Origin of the sequence: Paraglaciecola mesophila KMM 241, assembly GCF_000315015.1 — a bacterium.
GTDB classification, from domain to species: domain Bacteria; phylum Pseudomonadota; class Gammaproteobacteria; order Enterobacterales; family Alteromonadaceae; genus Paraglaciecola; species Paraglaciecola mesophila.
Genome location: NZ_BAEP01000047.1, coordinates 1 through 25,823 on the forward strand (window position 1 = coordinate 1; position 25,823 = coordinate 25,823).

Genomic DNA, 25,823 nt, shown 5'->3' on the forward strand with positions numbered 1-25,823 from the left:
AAGCGCACCCAGCCACGCCTTCCCTAGCGTGTCGTGCGGCTGGATGTTGCTGCGCAACTAAAGACACCAGCCTTACCCAGACTCCCATTTAGAATGAAGCCACCTTAATCGGGTGGCTTTTTTCGTTTCTGCGCTATAGAAAAATCAACTGTAGCCACAATCACATTCCAAAGCTGGTTAACGTAGTAGACGGCTAGGTGTCATACTTCCCTGTAGCTGAGTCCAGCCCGACATCCATGTCGGTCGTTCAAACGGCTGGAGCGGCGCTCCAGAGAGCTTCGTCTTCACCCATCCATGGGGCTACCTCCAGTGCAGCATCCATGCTGCCCGTTCAAGCGGCAGGAACTGCGTTCCTAAGAGCCCCGCTTTCACCCCCATGCGGCAACCGCGTTGCGACAGCCGCGCTGCGCGGCATCCGATGCGCCAACTGCGTTGCTTTAGAATCAAGCCACCTTAACCGGGTGGCTTTTTTCGTTTCTGCGCTACAGAAAATCAACTGTAGCCACAATCACATTCCAAAGCTTGTTAACGTAGTAGACGGCTAGACGTCATACTTCCCTGTAACTGAGTCCAGTGCAGTATCCTTGCAGCCCGTTCAGACGGGCAAAGCTACGCACAATGATGCTGGCGAAACCTTGTCAAAAAGCGCTGGAAGCATTCTAAGTGGTCACTTATTGATGCTGAACGGTATTATCTGAGATGGCTATCTGAGGTTTCAACTTTTATGGGTATCTTGTGTGCATACCTTTATATGAATTTTTATAACTTTCATCCTAACCTTCTAAGTTAGTCATGGCGGGGACTGTCGTTAAAAATGCAGTTAAGCGCTTGTTTACATAGAGTAACCTGCACTAAATGCCTTGCAATTCGGATCAAATCCATCTACTAAATGGTATCAAATAAAAAAGTCGATATTAAATGGGCGTTGAGCAAGCGCTGTCTTGTTGATACAGGAAATACACTATGACCGCTAAAACACAAATGGATTTACCGTCAGTTGATAAAACAACCGAGCAGGTTACCGAAAAAAAGCCTGATGTTAAAAAAGCAACAAGTGAGTCTGCTCCAAGCCCCCCCTCAACGAGCGATACCTTAGTCACTGACCCATACATGTACTTTACAGAACGGGATCTAGATAAAATTCTCACGAATATAGATGCCTTACGCAAAAGCGTATTTCCTGTCATTAATCCAGATGCTGATATCGAGTCTGGACCCCAGCAGAACTTTCCTTCTGTGTGTCTCATTGGTTTAGGGCGATGTGGTTCGAATATCGCCTTAGATGTGGCCTCGTTGGTATATAACGCGCGTAATTTTTATCTGAATGAATTTGAAAACGAAGAGCGCCAATCGAGGGAGCAAGAGTACCGCCCTATGCGTTGGATAAAACGTGGCTTGCACTTGTCTAGTGGGCAAGATGTAAAGCCGGTCTTTTTAATCGAGCCTTTAGTTATGCTCGGGGATTTAGACAAAGACATTGAAGGTCGAGTGCGCTTTTCTAATAAGGGCGAAAAAGCGAGTTTCCTACAAGAATATACCAAGATGAAAATCATGGATTTGTCTGAAGTGCACGCTGGCGGTGCGGGTAACGCACCGATCCTCGGTCAGTATTTGGCAAAAATTATTCTTAATAAAGATACTCAGCGGTTTGCCAATAAAGATTGGAAATATATTCATTCATACCTGATTGATTCATGTGGCATCAAAGCGAATCAGTCTCGCTTGTATTTTTACATATTTAGCGCCGGTGGCGGCACCGGCTCTGGAATGGCGTCTGAGTTTGGTTTAGCACAGCAATATGCTTATATGAGTAAAACATTTGAAACCAGAGCGGTAAATGAAAGTGAAGATAACCGCGGGCATTCTTTTGTGTTTGAGCCAATCTTTACCAGCGGTATTTGTATCTTACCCAATATATCTGATCACGGTGTAGAGATGTCAGAAGCGCTACATATCAATGCAGGCCGCTTACTATGTAAGTACATGGCAGAGGAATGGGACTTCTCTTATAACTTTGATAAAGAAGACAGCAGTGACGCTAGCGCTATGCATCGTATTCGCCCTTGGAACGCCATGATGCTCATTTCCAATGACATCATGCGCTATGCTGAGGAAACAGATGATAGCGGCATTCAATACATAGATGTGAACGCCATGGAAAAGCATGCGAACCAATATATTTCTCAGCAAATATTTAATATTTTAACCGCTCAAGCGGTGACAACAGATTACGACGAAAATTACTTCCGCCGGGCAGGTATCGATATAGGGGAAACCATCCGTTTAGACGCCAACGATCTGTTTATGAGCTTGGCTGGGCCTGTTGCGCTAGCTTACGCTGAATCTGTGGTCCCTGTGGAAAGCGTTTCTGCAGTGGATAAAATCAAAATTCTTGATAGAGGTGCAAATGATCTCGACATAGACGATCTGTTCTTTCGTTCTATAGACCTACCTCACTTCAATAAAGTGACCCAAGCGATTGAAGGGATAAGCTTACTGCCTATTGAATCCACTCGCTATCGTGAGCGTTTAAGTGAATACGTTAAAAGCGGTTATGACGCGACCCACCTCAAAGATTTACACTTTTTCAAGAACTGTTCATCAGTGGTTTCGATTATATCTTTGCCTAAAGACTACAAGCTGTCGTATATGGACTTGAACCGCTTAAAGTCCCACCTGAATGCACTGTTTCCTAATACCACATTAAAGCGCTATGCATTGGTTATCGGTGCATCGGCGAATATTTCGCTGACGACGCTGGTAGTAAAAAGCCCGTGCTTAAGCGATGATTTTTTGACTCTTATTGTGGCGTACATCAAACGCTGTTTTGCCAAAGACAACTATCGTTTCGATGAGCAACTCGATCAGGCTATGCTTGATTTTATTCGCGGGGAAACATTCGATGAAGACGCCTTAGATGCCATGCTTGAAGAGCACGAAAACCCGGCAAAAATTCTTGATACTAATTGGTACGCTATTAAGCCAATGTATGAGAAAAAGTATCGTGAGTTGATCCGCGAAAAAGACAAGTTCGTGTCGATAAATGATATTCGCTTAAGTCGGGATAGTGTGAAAAAAGCGATCAAGTATTTACGCGAGATTTATCGTCATAAAATCAGCAAAACCAAAGTGATATCGTTAAATAACGACAGCACAGGAATGTAGATAAACTCAGCAATTTACAGCCTTTTTCCATGAATAAAAATGGTCCCTATCTAAGCTTGATACGGGCCATTTTTATTGGCAGGTGTTTCCCATCTAGAAAGATTATAAGTGCCCGCGTTGACACCTAATTACGATACCTCTTCGCGGATAACAGCGCGCTGGGCTAAGTGAATAACGAATTGCCGATTGTTTGTTAAATAACAACTCCATTTAATAATTAGCCACTCAGCGAAAATTTAATGGAATTGATATAAAGGCTACATCTTACCGGCCAGCATAAAGTTTTCGAGTTGTTGGGTATAAGGGGCTAAATCTAATTGCTGCTGTGCTACCCACTCGTCATCGTAATAAGTATTTAGATAGCGCTCGCCAGCGTCACAGATCATGCTGACTACGCTGCCTTGCTGTTTATTCTCTATCATCTGGGCAATAAGCTTAAGAGCACCATATACGTTGGTACCAGTGGAGCCACCACATTTTCGACCCAGTACGCCTTCAAGCCAGCGAATTGTAGCAATTGATGCTGCATCCGGTACCTGGATCATGTGATCTACCACGTCGGGCAAAAAGGAGGGCTCAACTCTGGGCCTGCCAATGCCTTCAATGCGAGAGCCCTTATTATTACTGATAGCACTATCACGGTCTCGGTAGTAGTCGTAAAAGACTGAATTATCAGGGTCGACAACCGCTAACTGGGTCTTAAGGTGTAATGCAGGGTTATAGCGTAAATAGCGGCCAATAGTGGCTGAGGTGCCACCCGTACCCGCACTCACTACAATCCAACTGGGGATTTGATGTGTTTCCATGGCCATCTGAGCAAAAATACTTTCGGCGATGTTACTGTTGCCTCGCCAATCAGTAGCTCGTTCTGCGTAGGTAAATTGATCCATGTAGTGACCATTTAATTCGTCTGCAAGTTGTTGCGCTTTAGCGTAAAGGTCACTGGGCTCAACTTTAAAACACTCGCCGCCATAAAATTCAATTTGTTTTATCTTCTCACTCGCCGTGCTTTTTGGCACAACGGCTATAAAACGTAAGCCAAGTAAACGCGCAAAATACGCTTCAGAAATGGCAGTACTGCCAGATGATGACTCAACAATGGTGGTATTTTGATGAATTAGCCCGTTGCACAAACCATATAAAAATAGCGAACGCGCTAAGCGATGCTTTAGGCTTCCTGTAGGGTGGGTGGATTCATCCTTGAGGTACAGCGACACGTCAACAAAACAGGGTAAGTCGACTTTGATTAAATGAGTGTCGGATGAGCGATTAAAATCAGCATTAATAATGGTTAATGCCGCGGCTAACCACTTTTTCTTTTCAGTTGGAAGGTTCATGACTGTAATCTGACCGTTGCTTTTGCACTACGATAGCCCAAAGGCACGGTGGAGTGAATGCGTAACTAAAGATAATGTCATGGTTATGCTAATAGGTTGGGGGATTGCTGAAAGAAAAAGCAAAGAGCCGAATGCCGAATGTCATGCTACTTCTCGAACAGCCAATACAGAAACGCCGGATGCTCTTTGCAAATCTACTATGTAATCGCTCTTGCAGAGCGCTTATATAGATCATTGATAAAGAGCTCAGCTTTTTATCTATCTGTAATCAGTGAATATAGCCAAGCTACTGTGTAGTAGGTTTCACCTTATAAAATTAGTCAGGGCGGTTTTTGAATTTCGGGTCGGCGCTGATAATAGCGTTGGCAAACTCATCGTCGCCGCGCTGAATTAAGGTCAATCTAACGGAAATATCTTGCGCACTTTGGCAATCATTATTAAAGCAAATAATGTTACCGGCACCATTTATCATAAAATCCCAATTAGTATCTGGGTTGCAGCCATCTTCGGTTTTTTGTAAGGCCCCAAAAAATATATAAGGGTCTGCGCTGTCATCGGTATCTAGGGTGAAAATCGCCATGCCTGAGCGGTTAAAATCGAGCACAATCTCTTCATCCCAGCTTTTTTGCTCGCTATCGTAAAACTGCACTACGGGCTCGCATCCTTGACTCGCTAATACTCGGGATTTTATTTTTTTATTTGTGGGAACATTTTTCCTTCCTTTTTGGTTGAACGTTATGGTGAACTAAAAACTATAATTTTTTATCTGCATCAGTGCTAATTTATCAATGAACGGCCTAACTTTGTCTTGCTGTTGTAAGCAGTCATGGGCTTGCACATAGGGCAGCAATACCTCGTAGCTGCTGTTATCCGTTACAATGGGGCGCAACAAGTTGGCTGCCTGCTGACAGGCTTGGCGTTTCTCGGAATGGGTATTGATAGTGACATTGTTTGTAGATGCAGCACCCACCTGGTTTTGTGCGTGCTCATCTTGTTTTGCTGCTAATAAATAAACATTGCTTAAGGCGGTCAACAGTAACTGGTTTGCAGGCCGTTCACTTAACAACTGTTCTAACTTTGATTTTGCTAATTGGATAGCACTGTCGGCTAAATCCCAATTACCGCCAAGTTGATAACTTTTGATAACAATGGCAATCAAAGCATGAAACTTCTTGGCTCTGAATATTATTTTTTGAAAGTCAGTCCAGGTTATCGTTTGGCTATCAGGCGCTTTATGTACTAAAGCCATTAGGTAAAGCTCAAATACATGTGCTCGGAACAAGTCAACTTGCCAAACTTCATTTGAAGGATCCTGCATCAATAGAGTATCTAAGTTCACTTTCGCCGATACGGCAGCCTGATTTGCCGCCGTATAATGTCCTAGGTAATATAAAACATTGGCGTTATTCAAGTAGGAATAGGCGATGCTTTCTATTAAGTTACCATTACCGCTATTGGGCTCTAATAAATTATTAATAATATGCTGTACTTTCTCACGAGTTTGAACTGCTTGTTCAAGGTATCCTAACTGCTCTTCTGTTTCTGCTAACCACTCCAAGGTATCTGCAATATCCAAATGTGACATGTTAGTTTGGGGTAAATCTTCGGTTAGCTCATACTGAATCGCTAACGCCTTTTCCAGCGCCCCTCTAGCTTCATCTAGCTTTTGCAGCTTACTATTAATACCACCAATCGCTAGATAGGCATACGAAAGCTCAAGTTTAGCGTCATCACTATTGGGCGTTAGCTGGTTTATCAATTTACTGTAAGACAGATATTCCTCAAAATGCGGCTTTGCTAAGGTGAACTCTGCCTTGTCAGAGGCCAATTGCCCTAACCAAAATGCGTTCGCACCTAGGGCTTTTAAAAGCTCGCTGTTCTCGGGTTGTATTTTATATAGTTTGTCTAGAATCGTTTGGGCTGTTCCAAAGGCCTGTTTGGCTTCATCGTTTTTATTGCGCGAATAGGCCACTTCACCCATAGCAGCTAGGGTTTGAGCATGCTGAAAGCGGGTTTTAAAATTTTGCTCAGTGCTGGTTAAAGACGGAAAAATTGACTCTGCGACCTCTTCATCTTGTTGGCTAAAATACTCTAAGGCCTTGTTGCTAATACCATCGAGTAAATCCATGCGCTTTACACTGCGCAGTTTGTCAGCGAACTCACCGACCATAAACCCTAAAAGACTTTCGGCTTCTAAGCGCTTCTGCTGGGCTAAATTTTCTGCTTGTTGGCTTTTTACGCTCATAAACAGGGCGGTAAAGGTGAGCACACAAAGTAAGGTCACAGTGGTGCGTTTTAACCAGCGTTTTACATTACCACTTTTTTGCGATGCTTTGATTAAGGCACACTCTTCTTCATCAAGCTTAAACACGGCGCTTTTTTGCAGGTTAACCGCTTCTAATAAGGGTTTTCCCTCTGGGAGTAGATACGCTTTGTTTCTATCCTCAAATTGCCAACGACCAGCTAATTGCTGTAATTGGCTTTTGATCCTTAGGGCGTCTCTGTGCTCGTTTATCCAGTTGCTGGCTCTTGGCCATTTTCGTAACAGGGCTTCATGGGCCAAGCTGAAACAGGGCTCACCGTGTTGCAGGTGTGATACCAGTAAGCGACTTTCCACCATGGCCTGTACGAGTTCATGTTGGCTCGAATGTGTGATCGGGTTGTCGTCTAGTTGTGACCAACGAGCTGCGCGGCTAGTGATGTTTTCACCATCTGGGGTTAACGTAACGAGTAAAGAGAGGATGTATTCCAGTTGTGCTTGTTGATCTTTGGAAAGCTGAAGAAAAATCTCTTCGGCCTTTTTACCGATTGCGCCTTCGATCCCGCCTAATTTGCGATATACCGAGTATTGCATTTCGTTGTTAGTGCTGCGTTGCTCGTACAATTCTTGTAGGGTGTACTGCAACATGGGCAGGGCATCTGGGTGATCTACTGCTTCATGGCATAAAATCTCATCCAGAGAGGTGGTGCTATTGGGTTCGTTTGTCCAGCTGAGGTTTGCGGCTTTAGCGGGTAAGCGGATCATTTGACTGAGTTCACTTGACGATGGTGGCAGTAAATCGAAATGCGAGCCTTGGTCTTTGCCCGCCATTAAACTGGGATACGCCACGACGAGCGGGTAAAAGTCATTGCGACAGGCACTGAAGATTAAAATGCTTCCTGATGTTGCTAAGGTATCAAGGCATTTTAAAAAGTGTTTGCGTTCATCATCATTGAATACAGGGGATGAAAGTAAGACTTCTAGACGGTCAATAAATAAAAATAGCTGGGGTTTTGCGTAACGACTAGCTGGCGTTTGCTGCTGAATAGAGGCTAGCGCCTTGTTGCATAGTGCGGCTACTTGCGAGGAGTCTTTCTGCAGCATATCAGCTAATGTTTCTGCGCTTAGGCCATCAAACACAGGAGTATCATTAACGTCCCAGTCGAGCATTGAGGACGCCAAATCAATGAAGAGTCGAGACTGGCTGACATCGGCAAAATCCACACTGGTATAACTGACGACACCTATGCCGTCATGGCCGTTTTGATGAGTCAGGCGGGGCAATACCCCTGCATTGATTAACGAGGACTTGCCGCTGCCGCTTGGGCCAAGTACCAAGCAAAAAGCGTGTTTCGCATCGACTAGCTTTGATACCCGAGTGAGCAAGGTAGTGATTTGTGCGCTGCGACCGAAAAACACCTCGCTTTCATCAGGCTCAAAGGCGCTTAACCCTGGAAAAGGCGAGCCACCTTGCCAGTCGTTAGTGCTTTGTTGGGTAGCGTTGGTTAACGCTTGATCCGGGAAGTCGAGCTTAGCAACGATGCGATAGCCGCGCTTACGGATGGTTTCGATATATTTGGGCGTGCTAGGTTTATCGCTAAAGGCTTTTCTAAGTTGGGTAATGGCCTTGTGAACTGGGTTGTCGCCGATTTCGCTGCCCCAGCATTGACTGGCAATGTCATCGGCACTTAGTGCGTGTTCGTGGCCATTATCTCGGCGTTGCTGGCACAGCAAAAGCAATACATCCATGGCTTTCGGTTCAAGCTGAGTGACGGTGTCGCCCGCGCGCACGCAATTGGTCTGAGGCGTGACTTGCCAGTCGCCAATGTAGAATATATTGGATATTTTTTTTGCGTTCACGTTCTTATTTTACCCATTCATTCAGCCAGTGCACTGAAATCAGCAATGGAGCACCTCAAGTTCATATCTTGAAGTATGACGTTTTATTTTTATTTGTGGTTAAAGAATATACGTTATTTTAGTGTCTCTAGCATCTACTAACGTCTAGTCGCTAAGGGTATCGGTCGTGTTTATGAAATATTAAGAGCAGAGATGAAAAAAGCGCCTTAAGGCGCCTTTTTCTTTTTACTATTAAGAAGTTAGCTATTCTTTATTGCTTGATGCTTCTGGCGCTTACGGCTAAACAAGCGGCCAATTGCAGCAAAAATAGCTTTGAAAATATTCTTAATATCCTCGAGTATCAAATACAAACAAGGCACGAGTATAAGTGTCACCATAGTCGCGTACATCACCGCAAACCCCAACGCCACAGCCATCGGAATAACGAACCGTGCCTGTAGGCTGGTTTCGAACATAATTGGTAATACACCGGCAAACGTGGTTATTGATGTCAGGGTGATAGCCCTGAAGCGAGCGCAACCAGCGTTAACCACTGAATCTTTAATGCGAACGCCCATAGCACGTTGCTGATTGACAAAGTCTGTCATGACGAGGCTGTCATTTATTACCACCCCTGCGGCGGCGATAATGCCGAAGGTCGACATCATGCTTAGGTCTATACCAAACAAGAAATGGCCCCAAATGGCACCCGTTAAGCTAAAGGGAATAACAGACATGATTATAAGCGGCTGACCGTAACTTTTAAGAGGTGCAGCGAGCAGGATGTACACCATGATTAAACCTGCCACCAAGAACATAAGCTGCTGACTTTGCTGTGCTTGCTGCTCTTCAATGGTGCCACCTAGTTCGGTTTTTACCCCTGGGAACTTTTCTTTAAGTAGTGGCAAGAGATCTTCTTCTACTGTAGCCACTACCTCGTTTGGCTCTACTTCTTCTTCATCAATTGAGCCAAACACATATACGCTTCGGTATCCGCCTTCGCGACGTATGTAGTTGATGCCCGGTTTTTCGGTTAGGCTCACCACATCACCAAGCATGACCTCTCTGCCAGCTGGCGTGGTAATAACCGCATATTTTAATTCTGCAAAACGTTCTCGGGTTAGCTTGGGGTAGCGCACCATTACGCGCACTTCGTCACCGCCACGGATTACACGTTGGGCTTCACCACCGTAAAAACTGGCTCCAACTTGGCGCGCAATGTCGGTTAGGTTTAAGCCTAAGTCGTAAGCCACAGGCAGCAGTTGCATTTGTACTTCTTTACTGGCGGGATCGATTGACGAACTGATATCAAACAGTCCATTTGTTTGCTGCAACATTGAGATAAACTCACGCCCCGCAGCGTTTAAGGTATTTATGTCACTGCCAAATAGCATGTAACCAAATTCACCGTCGTCATTGCCGCCGCCATTAATATCATCGATGATGGTAATTGACTTCATACCTGGAATTTCAGGTAATTGTTCGCGCCAACGCCTAGCAAGCTCAAACGCGTCAAAGTGACGGTCATCTTCGTCTACTAGGGGAACTTGTACCCGACCTTCAGTGCGACCACGGTTAAACACCATTATATCGCGCATCATCGAACTGCCGTATTCTTCGATGATTTGTTTGTCTACGTTGATGACCATACTTTCTATGGTGATCAAAGCATTGATTACCGCTTCATCTGGCACGTTTTCATTCATTTCAAACGAGATACCCGGAAAGTCATGAGGCACCTTGGGAGACGGTATCATGCGTACGTAGTTAGCAGACACCAAGCCCCAACTGATAACCAGCACAGCAATAAAGATACAAAAAACGAACCAGCGCCATTCGGTGCATCTTTCTACAAAGCGTTTGTATTTTCCGTTTACGAAACCAAAGAAGCGTTGGTTAAAGCGGGCACGCCAACTCGTTTCTTTCACTGGGGTAAACTTCATGTGGGCTAAGTGAGCCGGTAGGATCAGTTTTGACTCTATCAGGCTAAAGACCAGACATAAAATGACCACACAGGCGATTACGTAGAAAAACTGACCTTCAGGGCCGGTTGAAAACAAGGCGGGGGCGAACACTGCAATGGTGGTCAGTACGCCGAACGTGGCAGGCGTTGCCACGCGCTTCGCACCACGAATAACGCTTTCTGCGCCGCCACCACCGCTTTCTTCTATCTCACTGTACGCGCTTTCGCCAATGACAATGGCGTCGTCCACCACTATCCCTAGCACCATAATAAATGCGAAAAGTGACAGGATATTAATCGTGACACCAAAAACCGGCATCATCATGATGGCGCCTAAGAAGCACACAGGAAGGCCCAGCATTACCCAAAAAGCGAGCCTAAAACGTAAAAAGATGGTGAGCATAATTGCTACCAAAATAGCCCCTTGGAACAAGTTGCTAAGCATCATGTCTAGGCGCGCATTGAGGTAGTAAGTCATATCCACCAGGACTTTGAGCTGCAAGCCTGTGGGTAAGGTCTTATTGCGCATCTCAATATATTCTTTTACGGTTTTTGAAACTGGAATGGTGCTTTGATCTTTGGTGGCCTTTACCGACATATAAATGGCGTTTACACCAGAATATTTATAGTAACGCTGACCTTCTTCAAATCCATCCTCAATGGTGGCCACGTCGCCTAAATAGACTTTAGCACCTGTTTCACTAATTTTTATGGGGATCCTGCGAAACTCGTCGCCGTTGTACATTTGGTTTTCAACACGAACGGCGACTATGCCTGAATCAGTACGAAGCTCGCCAGCGGATATATTGGCTGAATAATTTTGTATTGCGAGCTGCACATCTCCTAAGGTTAGATTGTATTTGCGCAATACATCGGGCTGAATTTCAATCGCAATTTCATCTTCTGGTGCATCCACGCTCACCAGTGAAATATTACTGAGTTGAAGCAGTTCATCTTCAATTTTTTTAGCGATAGGTTTTAGCTGCGTAATAGGCAGATCACCCACGAGTGACATTTCAATCACATCTTGTTGGAACTCAATTTGTGAAATGTCAGGGGGCTCCATATCTGCAGGGAAGGTCGCGATACTATCAACCCGCGCTTTTACCTTATCGAGCACATCGGTGAGTTCTTTATTTTCCTGTATTTCTAAAGTTACTCGGCCACTACCACGGAAAGCCCTTGAAGTGGCCTTCTTGATCTCTGTGATATCTTTTAAGGACTCTTCAATTTTGATCAAAATACTTTCTTCGATCTCTTGGGGCGAGGCACCACGGTACACAGCACTGATATTAATGTAGTTAATTTCAATGTTCGGAAACATTTGGCGCTGGATCGTAAAGTAGCTAAACACTCCCATAATAATGATGAAAATCATCATCAAGTTGGCAGCTACCGAATTATTGGCAAAAAACGCGATTAAACCCGTTTGCTTGGGCTCAAACGGGTTTGGTAGCTCAGGGTCTTCATGGGGGACATCAGGGCGAGGAGCGGAATCTTCTGTAGACATACCTTCTCCTATTTCGCTTTGTGAGCGGTTAGCTCGCTGGCTGATTTTTCACTACTGACTTTTACTTCCATACCTGTTTGCGGGTATTCAGGTAGGGTTGTTACAATACTGTCGTTATCAGAAATACCTTTACTGATAAGTAAGAACTCGCCCTCCTCGCGAAGAATTTCGACTTTCTTAGGTTGCAACTTGCTGTCTTTGTCCATTATCCATACCGTCTGGTTATTAACCAGCGCTTGAGGTAAGCGATAAATGTGCTCTAGGGTGCGTCCAGGGAAACTAACCTGAACATAGTTACCAAATTTTAGCGCAGGCAAATTGCTTTTCAGGCTGTATGGGTCGTTTACCCGAACCACTAATTGACTCATGCGCGTAGCTTGATCCACTACGCCTAAATCACGTGAAATTAATCCGGTGCGCTCAATTGGGCTATAACCATTGGTCACAACTTTGGCTTCTTTTTCTGCTAGGTCGTCGGGTAAAAACTCGCGGTCAAAACCAGCGATGGGGAAGATGACCTCAGCCGCTTCAACATTATATATTTCGCCAACAGAGCTACCTTGAGAGATAAATTGGCCGACACCGATATTACGGCTGATCACGAGTGCATCGTAGGGGGCAATAACTTCGCAGTTATCTAAATCACGCTGCGCGATTTTTAGGCTGGCTTGCGCCGATTTCAAATTTGCCTGAGCGCTAAGCAATTGTGGCTTACGCAAATACAGGTCAGACACTTTACTGCTTGGAAGGCTTCTCGCTTCTCGTTCGGCAACGTCAGCACGGGCTTTTTCTTCAATTAATTGGGACTGGGCCAAACTGACATTGGCTTCTGCCTGTAATAGTGCCGCTTCATAAGCATCTTTTTCAATGCTGAATAACACGCTACCGCGCAGAACTAACCCGCCTGCTACGAAGCTGGGGTGCCAGCTAATTACTTCGCCTGATACTTGTGCTGAAATCATGGTGCGCTCAAGGGGCTGCACTTCACCGTGGTTGGAAATGACGACCTGATAGTCTTCTGCGTGGGCAGTTTCTACTGTGATAGTAGGGCGTGTATCGACAAGCTCTTTCTTCTCGTCTTCTGAGGCGCTGACTTCTATCAACGTCATTCCACCGAAGCCGACGATAAGTGCTAAAAAGGGGAGTAGAACCTTCATCCATCTATTGTTCATTGGGGGGAAAAACCTTATTTGTGTGTTTCGTTATTATTATAATGAGTTGTTGAGCCTGAATAGTAGTTATACTTTTCATTCAACGAGTACTTCTAATTGTAAACAAAAGTATATCGGTTAACATCTGTCATTCCTATTTACTTATTCTTTTTTTTACCTATAAATTAGCGTTAATTTCATCTGCAATTTTAGTAAAATTAACATGTTAACTTTGCTCTATCGGTGAAGTGCATTTGACCGGACCTAACATATGAACTGCTCAATTTTACATCATAAGTTTTACAAACTTGTTAAAGCAAGCGCTATGCTGAGCCTCGCTCTAGCGCCCTTCTCGCTAAGTGCCCAAGATAAGGAGCAAAACGTTAATCTCACCAGCGTGGCACATCATATTGAAAGTCTCGCCTCTGATACTTTTCAAGGGAGAGGCCCTCTAACCGAGGGAGAGACCTTAACGATTAACTATTTAGCCAAGCAGTATCAAGCTATGGGGTTACAGGGCGGGAATTCACATGCACAGCAGTCATCACCCTTTGCACAATACCTACAGCCTGTGCCCATGGCGCAGATTACGCCTGACCAAAACATGCGCTTACAAATAGGTGAGTTGTCTTTTATCGCGGGAAGCGATTTCACCGCGCGCACAGAACAGATGAACACACAGATAACCCTCAAAGATTCTGAATTAGTATTTGTCGGTTATGGGATCAACGCACCCGAGTATCAATGGAACGATTACGCTAATGTGGATGTGACAGGCAAGACGGTTATTGTGTTAGTTAACGACCCAGGCTTTGCCACACAGAATCCAAGTTTGTTTACTGGCAATGCGATGACTTACTACGGTCGCTGGACATACAAGTATGAAGAAGCAGCTCGTCAGGGAGCAAAAGCCGTGCTGATTGTGCATGAAACTGCCCCAGCAGCTTACCCATGGAGTGTGGTAGAAAGCTCAAATACTGGTAGCAAGTATACATTGGTTGACAACGAGCAAAATACATCCAAGTTACCTATTATGGGCTGGTTACAGTTGGCCGCAACAGAGCAAGTGTTCGAACAGTCAGGCCTCAACTATCAACAACTTAAGAAAAAAGCATTGCAGAGCACTTTTAGCCCGGTGACGTTGCAGCAAACCGCCAATTTGCGTCTTAGAAACACCATTAGCCAAGCGACATCACACAATGTACTGGCAACCATTACCGGTAGTAAATACCCAGACGAATATGTATTGGTAGGCGCACACTGGGATCATTTCGGCACCAAGCAAACCCCTGACGGCGACATTATCTATAACGGCGCGGTAGACAATGCCTCTGGCGTAGCAGGCACATTAGAAATGGCGCGTATGCTCAAGGCGCAACATGATGTTAAGCCGTTCGAACGTTCCATTTTATTTATTAACTTCACCGCAGAAGAAACAGGTTTGATTGGCTCAGAGCAATTCTCAAAAGGGGATATCATCCCTACCAAGAACATGGTTACCTTGCTTAACATCGATGGTATGAATGTGTTGGATAAAGTGGATTACATTCTGCAATACGGTGAGGGTCTATCTGACATGGAAGATTACCTTGCGCGGGCAGCCAAAGCTCAAGGGCGGCGCGTTAAACTTGATCCTAGACCTCAAAACGGTTTATTTTTCCGTTCTGATCACTTCTCAATGGCGAAACAGGGTGTACCGAGTTTATTGTTCATGAGTTTAGGGGACACGGATCCTGATTACATTGCTCATAAATACCATAAAGCAGCAGATGATTTTTCAGCTGATTGGTCACTGGGTGGCGTAGAGCAAGATATTAAGTTAATGGTCGATATTACCGCGACATTAGCAAACTCGAGAGACTGGCCGAAGTGGAAGACGGCATCTGACTTTAAGGCGAGCCGTGAAGCTGACTTAGCCAAGTAATCTGTGTAACAATTAGCCTAATGATGCTAACTAGCGCAAATTAATGTAAGTACGTATAAAACCGTGCGATAAATAGAGAGAAATGATGGGTAAATTAACGTTTGTAGTCTTAGCCATAATTGGCATTGTCAGTTGGGGGAACGCGCTTGCAGAAGGCTTCGCAGATGGCCCCGTTATTTTTGGTTATGGGCAACATGCGCCAGTAAATCAGGACGTTATATTACCAAAAGACACAGTATTTAAACTGACTTTTGATATAGACCAAGCAGGAAAAGAGGGAACGCTCAATCGCGGTATTGATACGGTTGCGCGTTTTATCAATATGCACGTTGCGAACGGCGTGCCGCAGGAAAATTTACACCTCGCTATGGTGATGCATGGCAGTGCTAGCAACGAATTACTCAATGCGAAGGCCTATAAGCAGAAGTATGGCAAATCCAATCCAAATGCTGAACTACTGAGCACCTTGGTAGCCAATGGTGTGCAAATCATGCTGTGTGGGCAATCGGCTTATTATCATCAGATTGACCGCGATGACTTAATCGATGGCGTTGATATGGTGCTATCCGCCATGACCGCTCATATGTTATTGAATCAAAAAGGGTATTACGTAAATCCTTTTTAATTAAAGCTAGTCTTTACCTTCGTCTATATCAGTCCACGAACTTGATGACAATCATTATTAAATGAACGATTCCGCCATTCAAATCGGTTTACCCTGCGCCTATCCATTGTTGTGTCAATGGATCGGGGTTGCCCTCATTTTGGCGTTTGCCTTGGGCTTAGTTACGATTGTTTTTTCGGTATTAAGAGATAAAAAACGGCAAAAAATGAAACGCGAGCAAAGGCGTCAACAACGCGCTCAGGAGAAAAAGCATTGAAGCGTAATGCTGTTCAGGTGATTGATGGTGATTTGCATTTACGAATTTACATACAACCCAAAGCTTCTCGTGACGAGGTAGTGGGTCTTTATGGTGATGAACTTAAGATTGCTATCACCGCACCGCCCGTTGATGGTAAAGCCAACACGCATTTGATTAAATATTTAGCCAAGCAGTGCGGCGTGGCTAAATCCAAAGTGGTGATTACTAAGGGGCAATTAAATCGCCATAAAACAGTCTTCATTTCAAAACCGCCAGTCATACCGAAATCTATTCAATCACATGCTTGAGCTGACGGTAACTAACCTGATTTAACGCTTACCTGTGTTAGCATCGAATACATGAAAGACGAAAACTCATTATTGAAGTTATGACCAATTCGATGTTACGAACATAGAGGTTCAAATACTATGAAACGCTGCGCTTTTTTATCTACCGATAATCTCGAGGGCTACTTTGTTTACGACGAGCTGCTATACGAACCGCTAAAACAACAAGGTTGGCAGGTTGAGGCGGTGTCTTGGCATGATGAGACAGTGGATTGGGGTTGTTTTGATGTGGTTGTAGTGCGCAGCACGTGGGACTATCAACAGCATGCCAAAGCGTTTATGCAGTGCTTACAGCGAATTGAAGATTCTAGCGCAATATTAGCCAATAGCTTGCGCCTTTTAACTTGGAATATCAGTAAAGAGTATTTAAAAGATATAGCCAGTCAGGGGATCGGAATTGTGCCCACCCTATGGTTAGACACATTCGATTTAGCACAAGTCAGCGCGGGTTTTGAGCGTTTTGCCTGTGAGCGACTCGTTATTAAGCCCTGCGTTAGTGCCAATGCCGATTATACCTACATGCTTGATAGAGAGCAGTTACTTGGCCAATCAAAAAATCTTTCTGAGGTGTTTAACGGGCGAGCGTTTATGGTTCAACCCTTTATTGAAGCGGTGGTAACCCAAGGAGAGTATTCGCTCTTTTACTTTAACGGTCACTTTAGCCACGCAATTTTGAAAACACCAGAGCAAGGTGATTTTAGGGTACAAGAAGAGCATGGCGGTAGTTTACGAGCCGTTGGGCCTGATGAAGAAATGCTGACCCAAGCTCGCCATACTATGGCGTCGCTGCCAGATGATGCCTTGTATGCGCGCATCGATTTACTGCGTTATCAAAATGAGTATGTGGTGATTGAAATTGAGCTGATTGAACCGAGTCTGTACTTCAATATGGATGCTAACGCTCCAGCTAATTTTGTTGAGGCTTTCGTGGAATCATTTGGGAAAGGTTAGCGCTTTATCAGCCTGCGAGCAGAATTTTTATCTGTAGGTGAGCCAGCGCTTATAAGCCAGCTATGGCAACATGTCTGAATATGGCCCATTATTTTTGACCATACGCGTGGATATCGAAGTATTAAAGCGCTGTACGCCGGGTAATCTGCTCAATTGCGCCCTTAACAGCTCGTCAAACGCTTCTATATCGCAAGCGAGTATCTCCAGCACATAATCTGAATCCCCGGTGACTGCATGACAAGAGCGCACTGAAGCGTGCTCGATAATCGCCTTTTCGAATGCCTGATAATGCTCAAAGTCGACCACTACATGTACCAATGCGCGAATGCTTAAGCCCAGCGCCTTGGTATTTAGTTGGGCGCTATATCCTTCAATAACCCCGGCAGATTGCAATTGCTGCACTTTATTCCAACAGGGTGTTTTACTAATGCCGAGTGCTTCTCCCAGATTCGAAAACGACATGCGACCGTCTTTCTCTAAGGCATTAATAATTTTTACACTGTTTTTATCTAATATTTGTTTCTTCATATGGGAAATAACCAGAACGTTGTTCTTTAAAATTGCTGTTAGTTAGTATAAATAGAACAATGTTCAAAGGCGAGTACTCTAGCATGGTAGACATTATTAACGTGTAACGTCACGCAGCCAAACTGAGCAAGAATTATGTCTATGAATAAGCCTGAAACGGCAGATGCTATTTTTCGTCAAAAGTACCATGCCCTACTTGATAAACCAGAGATGCTCGATTACGGCACCTATTTAAATTGTCAGCAGTTACTGAGTGCGCAAAAACCGTTAACCGAGCTGTGTAATGGCGACGAGTTACAGTTTCAAATAGTGCATCAAGTGGAAGAGTTGTGGATGAAGCTCGCCACTTATACGCTGGTGGATGTATTGGAATTCATGCAGCAAGAAAACACCTTACGAGTGGTGACTTTGATGAAGCGCGTGAGTTTTATTCAGCGCATGATGAGCCAGCAATTGGATTTACTCGAAACCATGTCCCCAAAAGAGTATCAGCAAATTCGTTTGCAGCTTGGTAATGGTAGCGGCCAAGAGTCACCCGGCTTTCGTACGTTATTAAAAATGCCAGCCGACTTATGGGACGTGTTTAACAAGCAATACTTAGTAGGGCGAAATAAAAATATCGAGCAAGTATACGATAGCCAATATAGTCACGACGAAAGTTATGTTGTGGCGGAGTGCTTGGCTGAATTTGACGAGCAATTACAAAAGTTTCGTAGCCTACATATTTTTTTAATCCAACGCTCTATCGGCCTAGAGGCTAAATCATTGAAAGGGCGAGCCGTGACCTTATTAGAAAATGGTGCAAAACACAGGTTCTTCCCCGAATTGTGGCAGGTACGCAGCAGCATGACGGACAGCTGGGGCAGCGCTTACGGTGAAGTGCGAGAGCCAATCCATAACGCTAATAACCAAGTCGGTGGAGGCTGCCCGTTTCATCAAAATACTAGTGAGGCCTCATAGTGCAAGATGCCAATCATCAGTTTTCTTTACCTAAGGGGATGTATCTACTCAGCCATTCGGTGGGTTGCATGCCTGTGCTGACGCGCAGTTTAGTCGGGCAAACTTACTTTGAGCCTTGGCAGCAAAAAGGCGGGGATGCTTGGCCTCAGTGGCTAACGATTATCGAACAATTTTGCCATGAATTAGGCTCCTTGTTTAATGCCAGCGCAGCAGATTTTTGCCCGCAACCCAGTGTTTCAAGTGGCTTAAATCAATACTTGCAGTCCCTAAGGTGCGTTCAGTCGAAAAACACCAATAGACCCGCTACCCACAAGCGCACTGTGTTGATGCATGCGTCAGCATTTCCATCTTTGGGCTTCGTTGTTCAAGGCTTGGCAGCGTACGGTTTTGAGCTGAAGTTAATAGAGAAGGATATTGATCCGAATGACATTGCAGCTTGGCAAGCTCACTTAACTGAAGATGTTGAGGTGGCAATGATCACCCATGTGCATTCAAACAGCGGTGTGTTATCAAATGTAGCGGACATAAGCGCATTGTGCCGAGCAAAGAATACCCTTACGGTTGTGGATGTGGCCCAGTCCGCAGGGGTTGTGCCAATCGATATAGCGGTATGGGATGTCGACGTGATCTTGGGCTCATGCGTCAAATGGTTGTGTGGCGGACCGGGAGCAGGGTTTATGTGGGTAAACCCAAAACATATAAATGCACTTGAACCAAAACAGATAGGCTGGTTTTCTCATCAAAATCCGTTTGAGTTTGATATCGAACACTTTGCGTTTGCGGACGCAGCAAAGCGCTTTTGGGGTGGTACGCCAAGCATTTTACCCTATGCCACAGCGCTGGTAGGTGTGCAGCAGATTAACCAAATCGGTTCACAAAGTTTATTCGAACACAGTAAAACGTTACAAAGAGTAGTACTAGCAGATGCCGCTGAGCATCTATTAACGCCAATAGATGTGGAGAAAGTTGGTGGCACACTGAGTGTGCATTTATCAAAGCCTAAGCTCACAGAGCTGGAAAGGGCATTACGCCAGGCTGGAGCTTACTTTGACCGTCGGGGCGATTGCTTGCGCCTGTCGTGGCATATTTACAACACAACGCAAGAAGCACAACGTGTTGCTCAGATTTTTAAGAGCTTGTAGATAAGTTCGGTGGGCAAAGCTTTGCATTTTCCTTCATATTTTACCGTTACGGCTCGATGATGAAACGTCATCGTTGTACTTCGCTTGTTTCTAACGCCGCTAAAAATTCGCTGAAGTGATTGAATACCCAATCGGCTTGGTCGGCATACTCTGGGAGTTCATCTGGGGCAAATAAACAAGCAAGCATACCTGCGTTTTTTGCTGCCTGAATGTCATACAGATAATCCCCAACGTAAGCGAGTTGACGAACCGGTAATTGCCACAATTCGGCGATGTGCAATAACGCTGCTGGATCTGGCTTAGGTGCGGCATCTTCTCTGGTCACAATAGGGTCAAATAGCCGATGATGATGTTTTAACTTATGTTGAGTGGCTGGTTGGCTATTGCGCGTAACAATAGCGATAGGTTGTTGTGAGCTTGCCAAATACTGAATCAATGGCAGGGCGCCGTCTATCCACAGGGCATCTTGCGCATCTTGCAGTTCGTAATCGGCCACAATTCTATTCGCTACTATTTGCTGCGTTTCGTCTAATCCTTCGATAAAACGCAATATGTCTTGTTTAGGTGGGCAACCGACTTGTTCGCGCAGATAGATGAAATCTAGTTTTGAGGTCACCAATGTTCCATCAAGGTCAAAGATGAAACCTTTGATTTGATTGATAGGATTTGGGTGAATTGCACTTGTCTTGTTAATCGCTTTTCTTCCTAGTCAAAGTGGTTAGTCTATGTGCTTGTTACATGCATCGTGCTGCACGGTTAGCGCTATCTGGTTCAGTCTGAACAGAGTATGTCATTCGACGGGATGAACCTGCTATTCGTCGCGTCATAGTAAAAACAGTTATTTGCTGTGTAATATTTTTCGTTTATTTCGGTCTGGTGGTGTATCTACTTTTTGTAGTGAACCAGCTAATCGCTATCGCCCTGACAGGCTTGGCGCTTTTTTACATTTAATCATGCCGATACAGCGGCCAGCTTACTATTATTAAGCTGTAAATAGTGACAATCAAGGAATCAAAAATGAGTGAAGCGGTATCTAACGATGTGCGTACCCGTCTGCAGTGGTCTTTATTAGCCCTACGTCTTGGGGTGTTTATTGTGATGTTTATTTGGACATTAGATAAATTTGTTAACCCAGGCCACAGCATCGCTATCTTCGAGAAGTTTTATTCTATTCCAGGTTTAGGTGCAACGGTTGCCTACATTATGGGCGCTTTGCAGTTACTTCTAGTCTTGGCGTTTGTGACGGGTATTAAGAAACGTTTTACTTATGGGTTGATTTTCTTAATGCACGGTGGCTCTACGCTTTCAGCTTTTGCTCAATACTTTGATGCGTTCAATAACCTATTGTTCTTTGCTGCATGGCCGATGTGGGCAGCGTGTTTCGCGCTATACCTATTACGTGACGAAGACACTAAGTTCACATTAGGGAAATAGTCTCTTTTTGATCGCTTCGTATTTGATCACTTCACCTAGTGGTCACTGAGTCAGTAAAAAAAGCCGATAGGGTCAATTCAAACTCATCGGCTTTTTGTTCTTATAAGCTGTGCTTATTCACCATTATAAATATAAAATATTCAATGTTATTAAATAGTTGCCTTGATCAGTTACGTCATCTATTTGTCATGAAATGGTCATGTAAGTTTCGCATTTACTGAGTACCTTTGCTGCGCTTATATCGCAGTCACTCTTAAATGGAACACACATGACACCAATAACATCCTCTGTTTTTACAGTTAGTAAACTAGCCCTTCTTGTTGCAGCATTTATTGGAACGAATGCTTACGGACAGGCGTCACGTAATCAGTATCAAATCGAAGAAATTACCGTGACGGCGCAAAAACGCGATCAGTCAATTCAAGATGTGCCTGTCAGTATCAGTGCCTACGACGGTGCGCTGCTTGAGAGTTTGGGGGTGGCCGAACTAGACACCTTATCCGAAATCACTCCAGGTTTGGTTATCCAAGAGCAAAGCCCAAATAACCCGGGTTTCGTTATTCGCGGTATTACTTCCGATAGCGGTTCGTCTCAGGCTGCGCCTCGTGTGTCTATTTATTACAACGGTGCTGACGTGTCACGTTCGCGCGGCTCGTATTTTGAACTATTCGATATAGAGCGTATTGAAGTGGTTAAGGGACCGCAAGCGACCCTGTTCGGCACGGCAGCATCAGTAGGCGCATTAAGTGTCATCACCCGTAAACCGCAAGAAGAGTTTGGTGCAGAAATAAAAGCCAGTGTAGGAAATTATTCGGCTGAAACTCTTAGTGGTTTCGTGACGGGCGGCAACAGCCAAGTGCAGGGGCGATTGGCGTTTAGTTATCGCCAGCGTGATGGTTTCATTCGTAATATTGCAGGGGAAGCGGGTTCGCAAAATCCTGATGGATTCGATCAAGAAGACATGCATGGCATTGAACGCACAGCGTTTCGCCCGTCGTTGCGTTTTACCCCTAATGAAGACGTGACCATAGACTTGGTTTACACCTACGAAAAAAATGACGACACGGGTACATCATTTAAAAATGGTTTGTATGCACCCACTGGTGGCGATACCAGCGCATTTAGTTTTGTGGAAATATCAGGTAGTCCTTTATCCCAAGAGGTGTTTGGCCGCAAAGATCTGGGCGTGGAACGCACCGTTGACGATCTTAACCTAACGGTTAATTGGGATATCAATCAAGACTTAACGTTTACCTCAATCACCGTTTCTCGTAGTTTTGATTCACTGGAAGTATTTGATGCCGATGGCACGCAAGCGTGGTTCTTAGAATTTGCTGAAGATGCCACTGGCGATCAATTCAGCCAAGAATTTCGCATGATTCATCAAGGTGACAAGCTGACCACTATCGCTGGTGTGAGCTATTTCACCGAAGACGGTAGTCAAGCAGTGCCATTTAGCACAGAGGAATCTGTCTTTTTGAACTGCCTAGGTGTTTTTGCTGCTTTCGGGCAGCCGTGTGTTGCAAGCGACGGCTCTGTTGCAGTGCTCACGCCTATTTTGACCGAAGGAGCCGCTCAGCTTTTGCCGTATCGTTTAGAGTTTGAAAACTACGGCGAGACCGATGCTTACTCGGCGTTCGCTGATGTGACTTATGCAGTGAATGACGCGCTAGAGTTAACCGCCGGTTTACGCTACGTGCGTGAAGACAAAAACAGTGGTTATCGCTCAGATGCGCCTGCAAGTGTGCTGACCGGCAGTGAGCTATTTACCGTGGATACAGACGGTCAGATTTTCCGTGCTGAACAAGACTACGATGACTGGCTTCCACGCTTTAATATGTTGTACGTCTTAAATGAAGACATCAATATCTACGCGACCATTTCTAAAGGACGTCGCTCTGACGTTTTGAATGTGACGTCAGTTCGCGGGGAAGATGGCTCGGGTGAGAAGTCTGTTACCGAAATCCCAGCTGAGATCATCTGGAACTACGAAGCGGGCATCAAAGGGCAAGCGTTTGATAAATCGGTTAACTATAACGCTTCGGTTTTTTATCAAGATTATTCGAATTTCCAAGTTACTTTGTTAGATGACGAGGGCGTGGCATATGCCGCAGATGCTGGCTCGGCGACCAATGTTGGCGCTGAAGCTGAAGTGCGTGCTCTGTTAGGTGCTGATTTTGAGATATTCGCCAATTTAGCTTATTTAGATGCGACCATAGACGACGACAGCACTAACGGCGACCTAGCGGGCAATCGCTTTCGTTTGCAACCTGAATGGACCGGTAGTGTCGGCATGTTCTACGCAACTGAACTTTCCCAAGGTTTCAACCTGACGAGTTCTTTAGTGTATAGCTACCGCTCAGACGTGTTCTTTGAACCGGCGAACGCGCCAATATCAGGTTTAGACATCAGTGAAGATTCCGTCAGCTTAGTCAGTGCCCGCATCGGTATTGCAGGGGCGGATGAAGATTGGGCAGTAAACTTGTTTGCCAGTAACTTGCTTGATAAAGAATATTTAGTCGATGCAGGTAATACCGGTGGCGGCTTTGGCAACCCGACCTTTGTCGCGGGGGCCCCGCGCTTTTACGGCATCGAGTTCAAAATGCGTTTTGGCGAGTAGATAAACGTACACCCCGTGCTCCGTGCCAGTATGCGCCGGAGCGTAAGTAGCAACTAAAAACCCCGTTTTAGCGCGTTGCTAAAACGGGGTTTTTAGTACAAGGAGACATCGTAAATTCAGTGTTACGGAATATAAATTCCTCTGCACCAACAGAGTTATCATGGTAGCGTTTCAACTCAGTCTATTTAGTGGGAGGTTTTATGGCACAGTGGTTAGACGCAAAAGTCACAAAGCGGATTGATTGGAACGACCATCTTTTTAGTTTACGTTTTCGATGCGCTGATTTTCCTCAATATACTCCGGGCCAGTTTACTAAAGTAGGCATCGCTCAAGATAACAACATCATTTCAAGGCCTTATTCTCTAGTCAGCCACCCACGTAGCAGCGAATTGGAAATTATGGCTGTGCCGGTAGAGGAAGGCATTTTGTCACCTAAATTACATGAGTTACGTGAAGGTGATGGGCTCAAAGTCATGGCGCCTGCTACGGGTTTTCTGGTGCTAAATGAAGTACCTGACAGCGACAATATTTGGCTGATTGCCACAGGCACAGGAGTCGGGCCTTTTCTATCTATTCTTGCTGGTGAAGAGATTTGGCAGCGGTATAAAAAAGTCGTTTTAATCTACGCCGCCCGGTATCAAAATGACTTGGCGTACGGTGAATTTATTCAGCAGTGTAAAAGCCAACGCCCAGCGCAATTTTGTTACCTACCTATTGTTAGTCGAGAAGAAGTTAAAGGCGCATTGCACGGGCGTATTCCTGGGTTATTGCAATCAGGGGATATTATCAACACAGCCAATACGCCCTTAAGTAACCAGCAAAGTCAGGTCATGTTGTGCGGCAATCCGCAAATGATTGAAGATGCTATGGCGACGCTAAAAGACATGGGGCTGAAGAAGCATCTTCGACGCTCACCTGGTCAGATAACGCAGGAGCGTTACTGGTAGTTTTCCCGCGAATGCCCAGCTGAATGTTAAGAATAATCACGGAAATGTGGTAAAGTGCGCGCCAATAAAAAGTGCACCATTGGCGTATACCTCATTATCCTTACTCACTGACCTTTTTATTCTATGAAGCATCACTCAATGATTCAACATTCTCATTACACACTAGGTACTCTATGACCCCTTGGATGCAAATCAACAGCGCGCAAATACCGAATAATGGCGGTGAACTGACGTTACATCAGCGCGGTAAAGAATTTTCAATTCGTATCGCTGGTAAGCGCGGTGAATTGATGAACAGCCGTGTGTTTAATTCCGAGAAAGTCCTGTCTCGAGTCGGCTGCGCGCATCTAAAAGAGGTGGCAAATGCCAATGTGCTGGTGGGCGGTTTAGGCATGGGGTATACATTAACCGCTGCCTTGAATGTGTTGAATGAATCGGCCAGTGTCACTGTTGCTGAGCTTATACCTGAGGTTGTTACATGGAACCAAGGGCCATTAGGCCAGTGTTCTGGCTACCCATTGAAAGACCCTAGAACGCAGGTAAAAGTAGGGGACGTAACCAAGCTATTAAATCTACAGAGCGAAACGTATGACGCAATTTTGCTGGACGTAGACAACGGCCCAAGAGGATTGACCCATGCTGATAACAACTGGATTTATTCAGAAGTGGGGCTCAAGGCGATTTTGCAGATGCTAAGGCCTAAAGGCGTATTAGCGATTTGGTCTGCAGGCCCTGATTATCTATCTGAAGTACGCCTTAAAAATGTCGGCTACAAAGTGGATACACGCATCGCCTCGGCCAGAGCTGACAAGGGAGTTAAGCACACCATCTTTTTAGCTAAAAAGCCTTAATAGCCGGGCGATATTACAAGGCCAGTGAACG

At 45.0% G+C, this 25,823-nt stretch carries 18 protein-coding genes; 11 read left to right on the plus strand and 7 right to left on the minus strand.

The window, feature by feature from the left end; translation table 11 throughout:
* Positions 1 to 963: 963 nt before the first annotated feature.
* A complete protein-coding gene (locus tag GMES_RS10215) occupies positions 964 to 3,165 on the plus strand; it encodes a hypothetical protein (protein WP_006992593.1) in 2,202 nt (733 codons plus the stop codon).
* A 257-nt stretch (positions 3,166 to 3,422) separates the two neighbouring features.
* On the opposite strand, the gene GMES_RS10220 is transcribed toward GMES_RS10215, so the two are convergent.
* From GMES_RS10220 to GMES_RS10240, 5 genes are all read right to left on the minus strand, one after another.
* Complete coding sequence (locus tag GMES_RS10220; RefSeq protein WP_006992594.1) at positions 3,423 to 4,502, minus strand: PLP-dependent cysteine synthase family protein; 1,080 nt, start codon at positions 4,500 to 4,502, stop codon at positions 3,423 to 3,425.
* Positions 4,503 to 4,818: 316 nt separating this feature from the next.
* Positions 4,819 to 5,151: a DP-EP family protein gene (locus GMES_RS10225; RefSeq protein ID WP_006992595.1), complete on the minus strand. Its 333-nt coding sequence runs from the start codon at positions 5,149 to 5,151 to the stop codon at positions 4,819 to 4,821.
* A gap of 96 nt (positions 5,152 to 5,247) precedes the next feature.
* Positions 5,248 to 8,622, minus strand: a complete 3,375-nt coding sequence (locus GMES_RS10230) for an nSTAND1 domain-containing NTPase (RefSeq protein WP_006992596.1) — start codon at positions 8,620 to 8,622, stop codon at positions 5,248 to 5,250.
* Positions 8,623 to 8,861: 239 nt separating this feature from the next.
* Entirely contained in the window at positions 8,862 to 12,074 is a 3,213-nt protein-coding gene (locus GMES_RS10235; RefSeq protein ID WP_006992597.1) for an efflux RND transporter permease subunit, read from the minus strand.
* A gap of 8 nt (positions 12,075 to 12,082) precedes the next feature.
* Positions 12,083 to 13,246 carry an efflux RND transporter periplasmic adaptor subunit gene (locus GMES_RS10240; protein WP_039987191.1) on the minus strand — a complete coding sequence of 388 codons (1,164 nt, stop codon included), beginning with the start codon at positions 13,244 to 13,246 and terminating at the stop codon, positions 12,083 to 12,085.
* 304 nt (positions 13,247 to 13,550) lie between these two features.
* On the opposite strand from GMES_RS10240, the gene GMES_RS10245 reads away from it, so the two are divergent.
* From GMES_RS10245 to GMES_RS10265, 4 genes are all read left to right on the plus strand, one after another.
* On the plus strand, positions 13,551 to 15,149 hold the full coding sequence (locus tag GMES_RS10245; protein WP_226990284.1) for a M28 family metallopeptidase: 1,599 nt from the start codon (positions 13,551 to 13,553) through the stop codon (positions 15,147 to 15,149).
* 82 nt (positions 15,150 to 15,231) lie between these two features.
* Positions 15,232 to 15,774, plus strand: coding sequence for a DsrE family protein (locus tag GMES_RS10250; protein ID WP_039987192.1), 543 nt, complete (start codon positions 15,232 to 15,234; stop codon positions 15,772 to 15,774).
* A 252-nt stretch (positions 15,775 to 16,026) separates the two neighbouring features.
* Positions 16,027 to 16,320: a DUF167 family protein YggU gene (gene yggU / locus GMES_RS10260; protein ID WP_006992602.1), complete on the plus strand. Its 294-nt coding sequence runs from the start codon at positions 16,027 to 16,029 to the stop codon at positions 16,318 to 16,320.
* A 120-nt stretch (positions 16,321 to 16,440) separates the two neighbouring features.
* Positions 16,441 to 17,310: an ATP-grasp domain-containing protein gene (locus GMES_RS10265; RefSeq protein ID WP_006992603.1), complete on the plus strand. Its 870-nt coding sequence runs from the start codon at positions 16,441 to 16,443 to the stop codon at positions 17,308 to 17,310.
* 60 nt (positions 17,311 to 17,370) lie between these two features.
* Here GMES_RS10265 and GMES_RS10270 read toward each other — a convergent pair whose 3' ends face one another.
* Positions 17,371 to 17,838, minus strand: coding sequence for an Lrp/AsnC family transcriptional regulator (locus GMES_RS10270; protein ID WP_006992604.1), 468 nt, complete (start codon positions 17,836 to 17,838; stop codon positions 17,371 to 17,373).
* A 141-nt stretch (positions 17,839 to 17,979) separates the two neighbouring features.
* On the opposite strand from GMES_RS10270, the gene GMES_RS10275 reads away from it, so the two are divergent.
* Complete coding sequence (locus GMES_RS10275; RefSeq protein WP_006992605.1) at positions 17,980 to 18,798, plus strand: tryptophan 2,3-dioxygenase family protein; 819 nt, start codon at positions 17,980 to 17,982, stop codon at positions 18,796 to 18,798.
* A complete protein-coding gene (locus GMES_RS10280) occupies positions 18,798 to 19,940 on the plus strand; it encodes an aminotransferase class V-fold PLP-dependent enzyme (RefSeq protein WP_006992606.1) in 1,143 nt (380 codons plus the stop codon). Before GMES_RS10275 ends, GMES_RS10280 begins: the two co-directional genes overlap by 1 nt.
* Positions 19,941 to 20,007: 67 nt before the next feature.
* On the opposite strand, the gene GMES_RS10285 is transcribed toward GMES_RS10280, so the two are convergent.
* Positions 20,008 to 20,616 (minus strand): HAD family hydrolase, encoded by a 609-nt coding sequence (locus GMES_RS10285; RefSeq protein ID WP_083879600.1) that lies wholly within the window; start codon positions 20,614 to 20,616, stop codon positions 20,008 to 20,010.
* A 341-nt stretch (positions 20,617 to 20,957) separates the two neighbouring features.
* Between GMES_RS10285 and GMES_RS10290 the strand changes: the two genes are divergently transcribed.
* The 4 genes from GMES_RS10290 to GMES_RS10305 all read left to right on the plus strand — a co-directional run bounded on the left by GMES_RS10290 (position 20,958) and on the right by GMES_RS10305 (position 25,792).
* Complete coding sequence (locus tag GMES_RS10290) at positions 20,958 to 21,374, plus strand: hypothetical protein (protein WP_006992608.1); 417 nt, start codon at positions 20,958 to 20,960, stop codon at positions 21,372 to 21,374.
* Positions 21,375 to 21,642: 268 nt separating this feature from the next.
* A complete protein-coding gene (locus GMES_RS10295) occupies positions 21,643 to 23,994 on the plus strand; it encodes a TonB-dependent receptor (RefSeq protein WP_006992609.1) in 2,352 nt (783 codons plus the stop codon).
* A 200-nt stretch (positions 23,995 to 24,194) separates the two neighbouring features.
* On the plus strand, positions 24,195 to 24,941 hold the full coding sequence (locus GMES_RS10300) for a ferredoxin--NADP reductase (RefSeq protein ID WP_006992610.1): 747 nt from the start codon (positions 24,195 to 24,197) through the stop codon (positions 24,939 to 24,941).
* Between the two features lie 173 nt (positions 24,942 to 25,114).
* On the plus strand, positions 25,115 to 25,792 hold the full coding sequence (locus tag GMES_RS10305) for a spermine/spermidine synthase domain-containing protein (protein ID WP_006992611.1): 678 nt from the start codon (positions 25,115 to 25,117) through the stop codon (positions 25,790 to 25,792).
* Positions 25,793 to 25,823 lie beyond the last annotated feature (31 nt).

Excerpts from the sequence above, each read along its gene's own strand:
- GMES_RS10215 (WP_006992593.1), top strand. The coding sequence starts at position 964 with ATGACCGCTAAAACACAAATGGATTTACCGTCAGTTGATAAAACAACC.
- GMES_RS10220 (WP_006992594.1), bottom strand. The coding sequence starts at position 4,502 with ATGAACCTTCCAACTGAAAAGAAAAAGTGGTTAGCCGCGGCATTAACC.
- GMES_RS10235 (WP_006992597.1), bottom strand. The coding sequence starts at position 12,074 with ATGTCTACAGAAGATTCCGCTCCTCGCCCTGATGTCCCCCATGAAGAC.
- GMES_RS10240 (WP_039987191.1), bottom strand. The coding sequence starts at position 13,246 with ATGAACAATAGATGGATGAAGGTTCTACTCCCCTTTTTAGCACTTATC.
- GMES_RS10245 (WP_226990284.1), top strand. The coding sequence starts at position 13,551 with ATGCTGAGCCTCGCTCTAGCGCCCTTCTCGCTAAGTGCCCAAGATAAG.
- GMES_RS10250 (WP_039987192.1), top strand. The coding sequence starts at position 15,232 with ATGATGGGTAAATTAACGTTTGTAGTCTTAGCCATAATTGGCATTGTC.
- GMES_RS10265 (WP_006992603.1), top strand. The coding sequence starts at position 16,441 with ATGAAACGCTGCGCTTTTTTATCTACCGATAATCTCGAGGGCTACTTT.
- GMES_RS10270 (WP_006992604.1), bottom strand. The coding sequence starts at position 17,838 with ATGAAGAAACAAATATTAGATAAAAACAGTGTAAAAATTATTAATGCC.
- GMES_RS10275 (WP_006992605.1), top strand. The coding sequence starts at position 17,980 with ATGAATAAGCCTGAAACGGCAGATGCTATTTTTCGTCAAAAGTACCAT.
- GMES_RS10290 (WP_006992608.1), top strand. The coding sequence starts at position 20,958 with ATGAGTGAAGCGGTATCTAACGATGTGCGTACCCGTCTGCAGTGGTCT.
- GMES_RS10295 (WP_006992609.1), top strand. The coding sequence starts at position 21,643 with ATGACACCAATAACATCCTCTGTTTTTACAGTTAGTAAACTAGCCCTT.
- GMES_RS10300 (WP_006992610.1), top strand. The coding sequence starts at position 24,195 with ATGGCACAGTGGTTAGACGCAAAAGTCACAAAGCGGATTGATTGGAAC.
- GMES_RS10305 (WP_006992611.1), top strand. The coding sequence starts at position 25,115 with ATGACCCCTTGGATGCAAATCAACAGCGCGCAAATACCGAATAATGGC.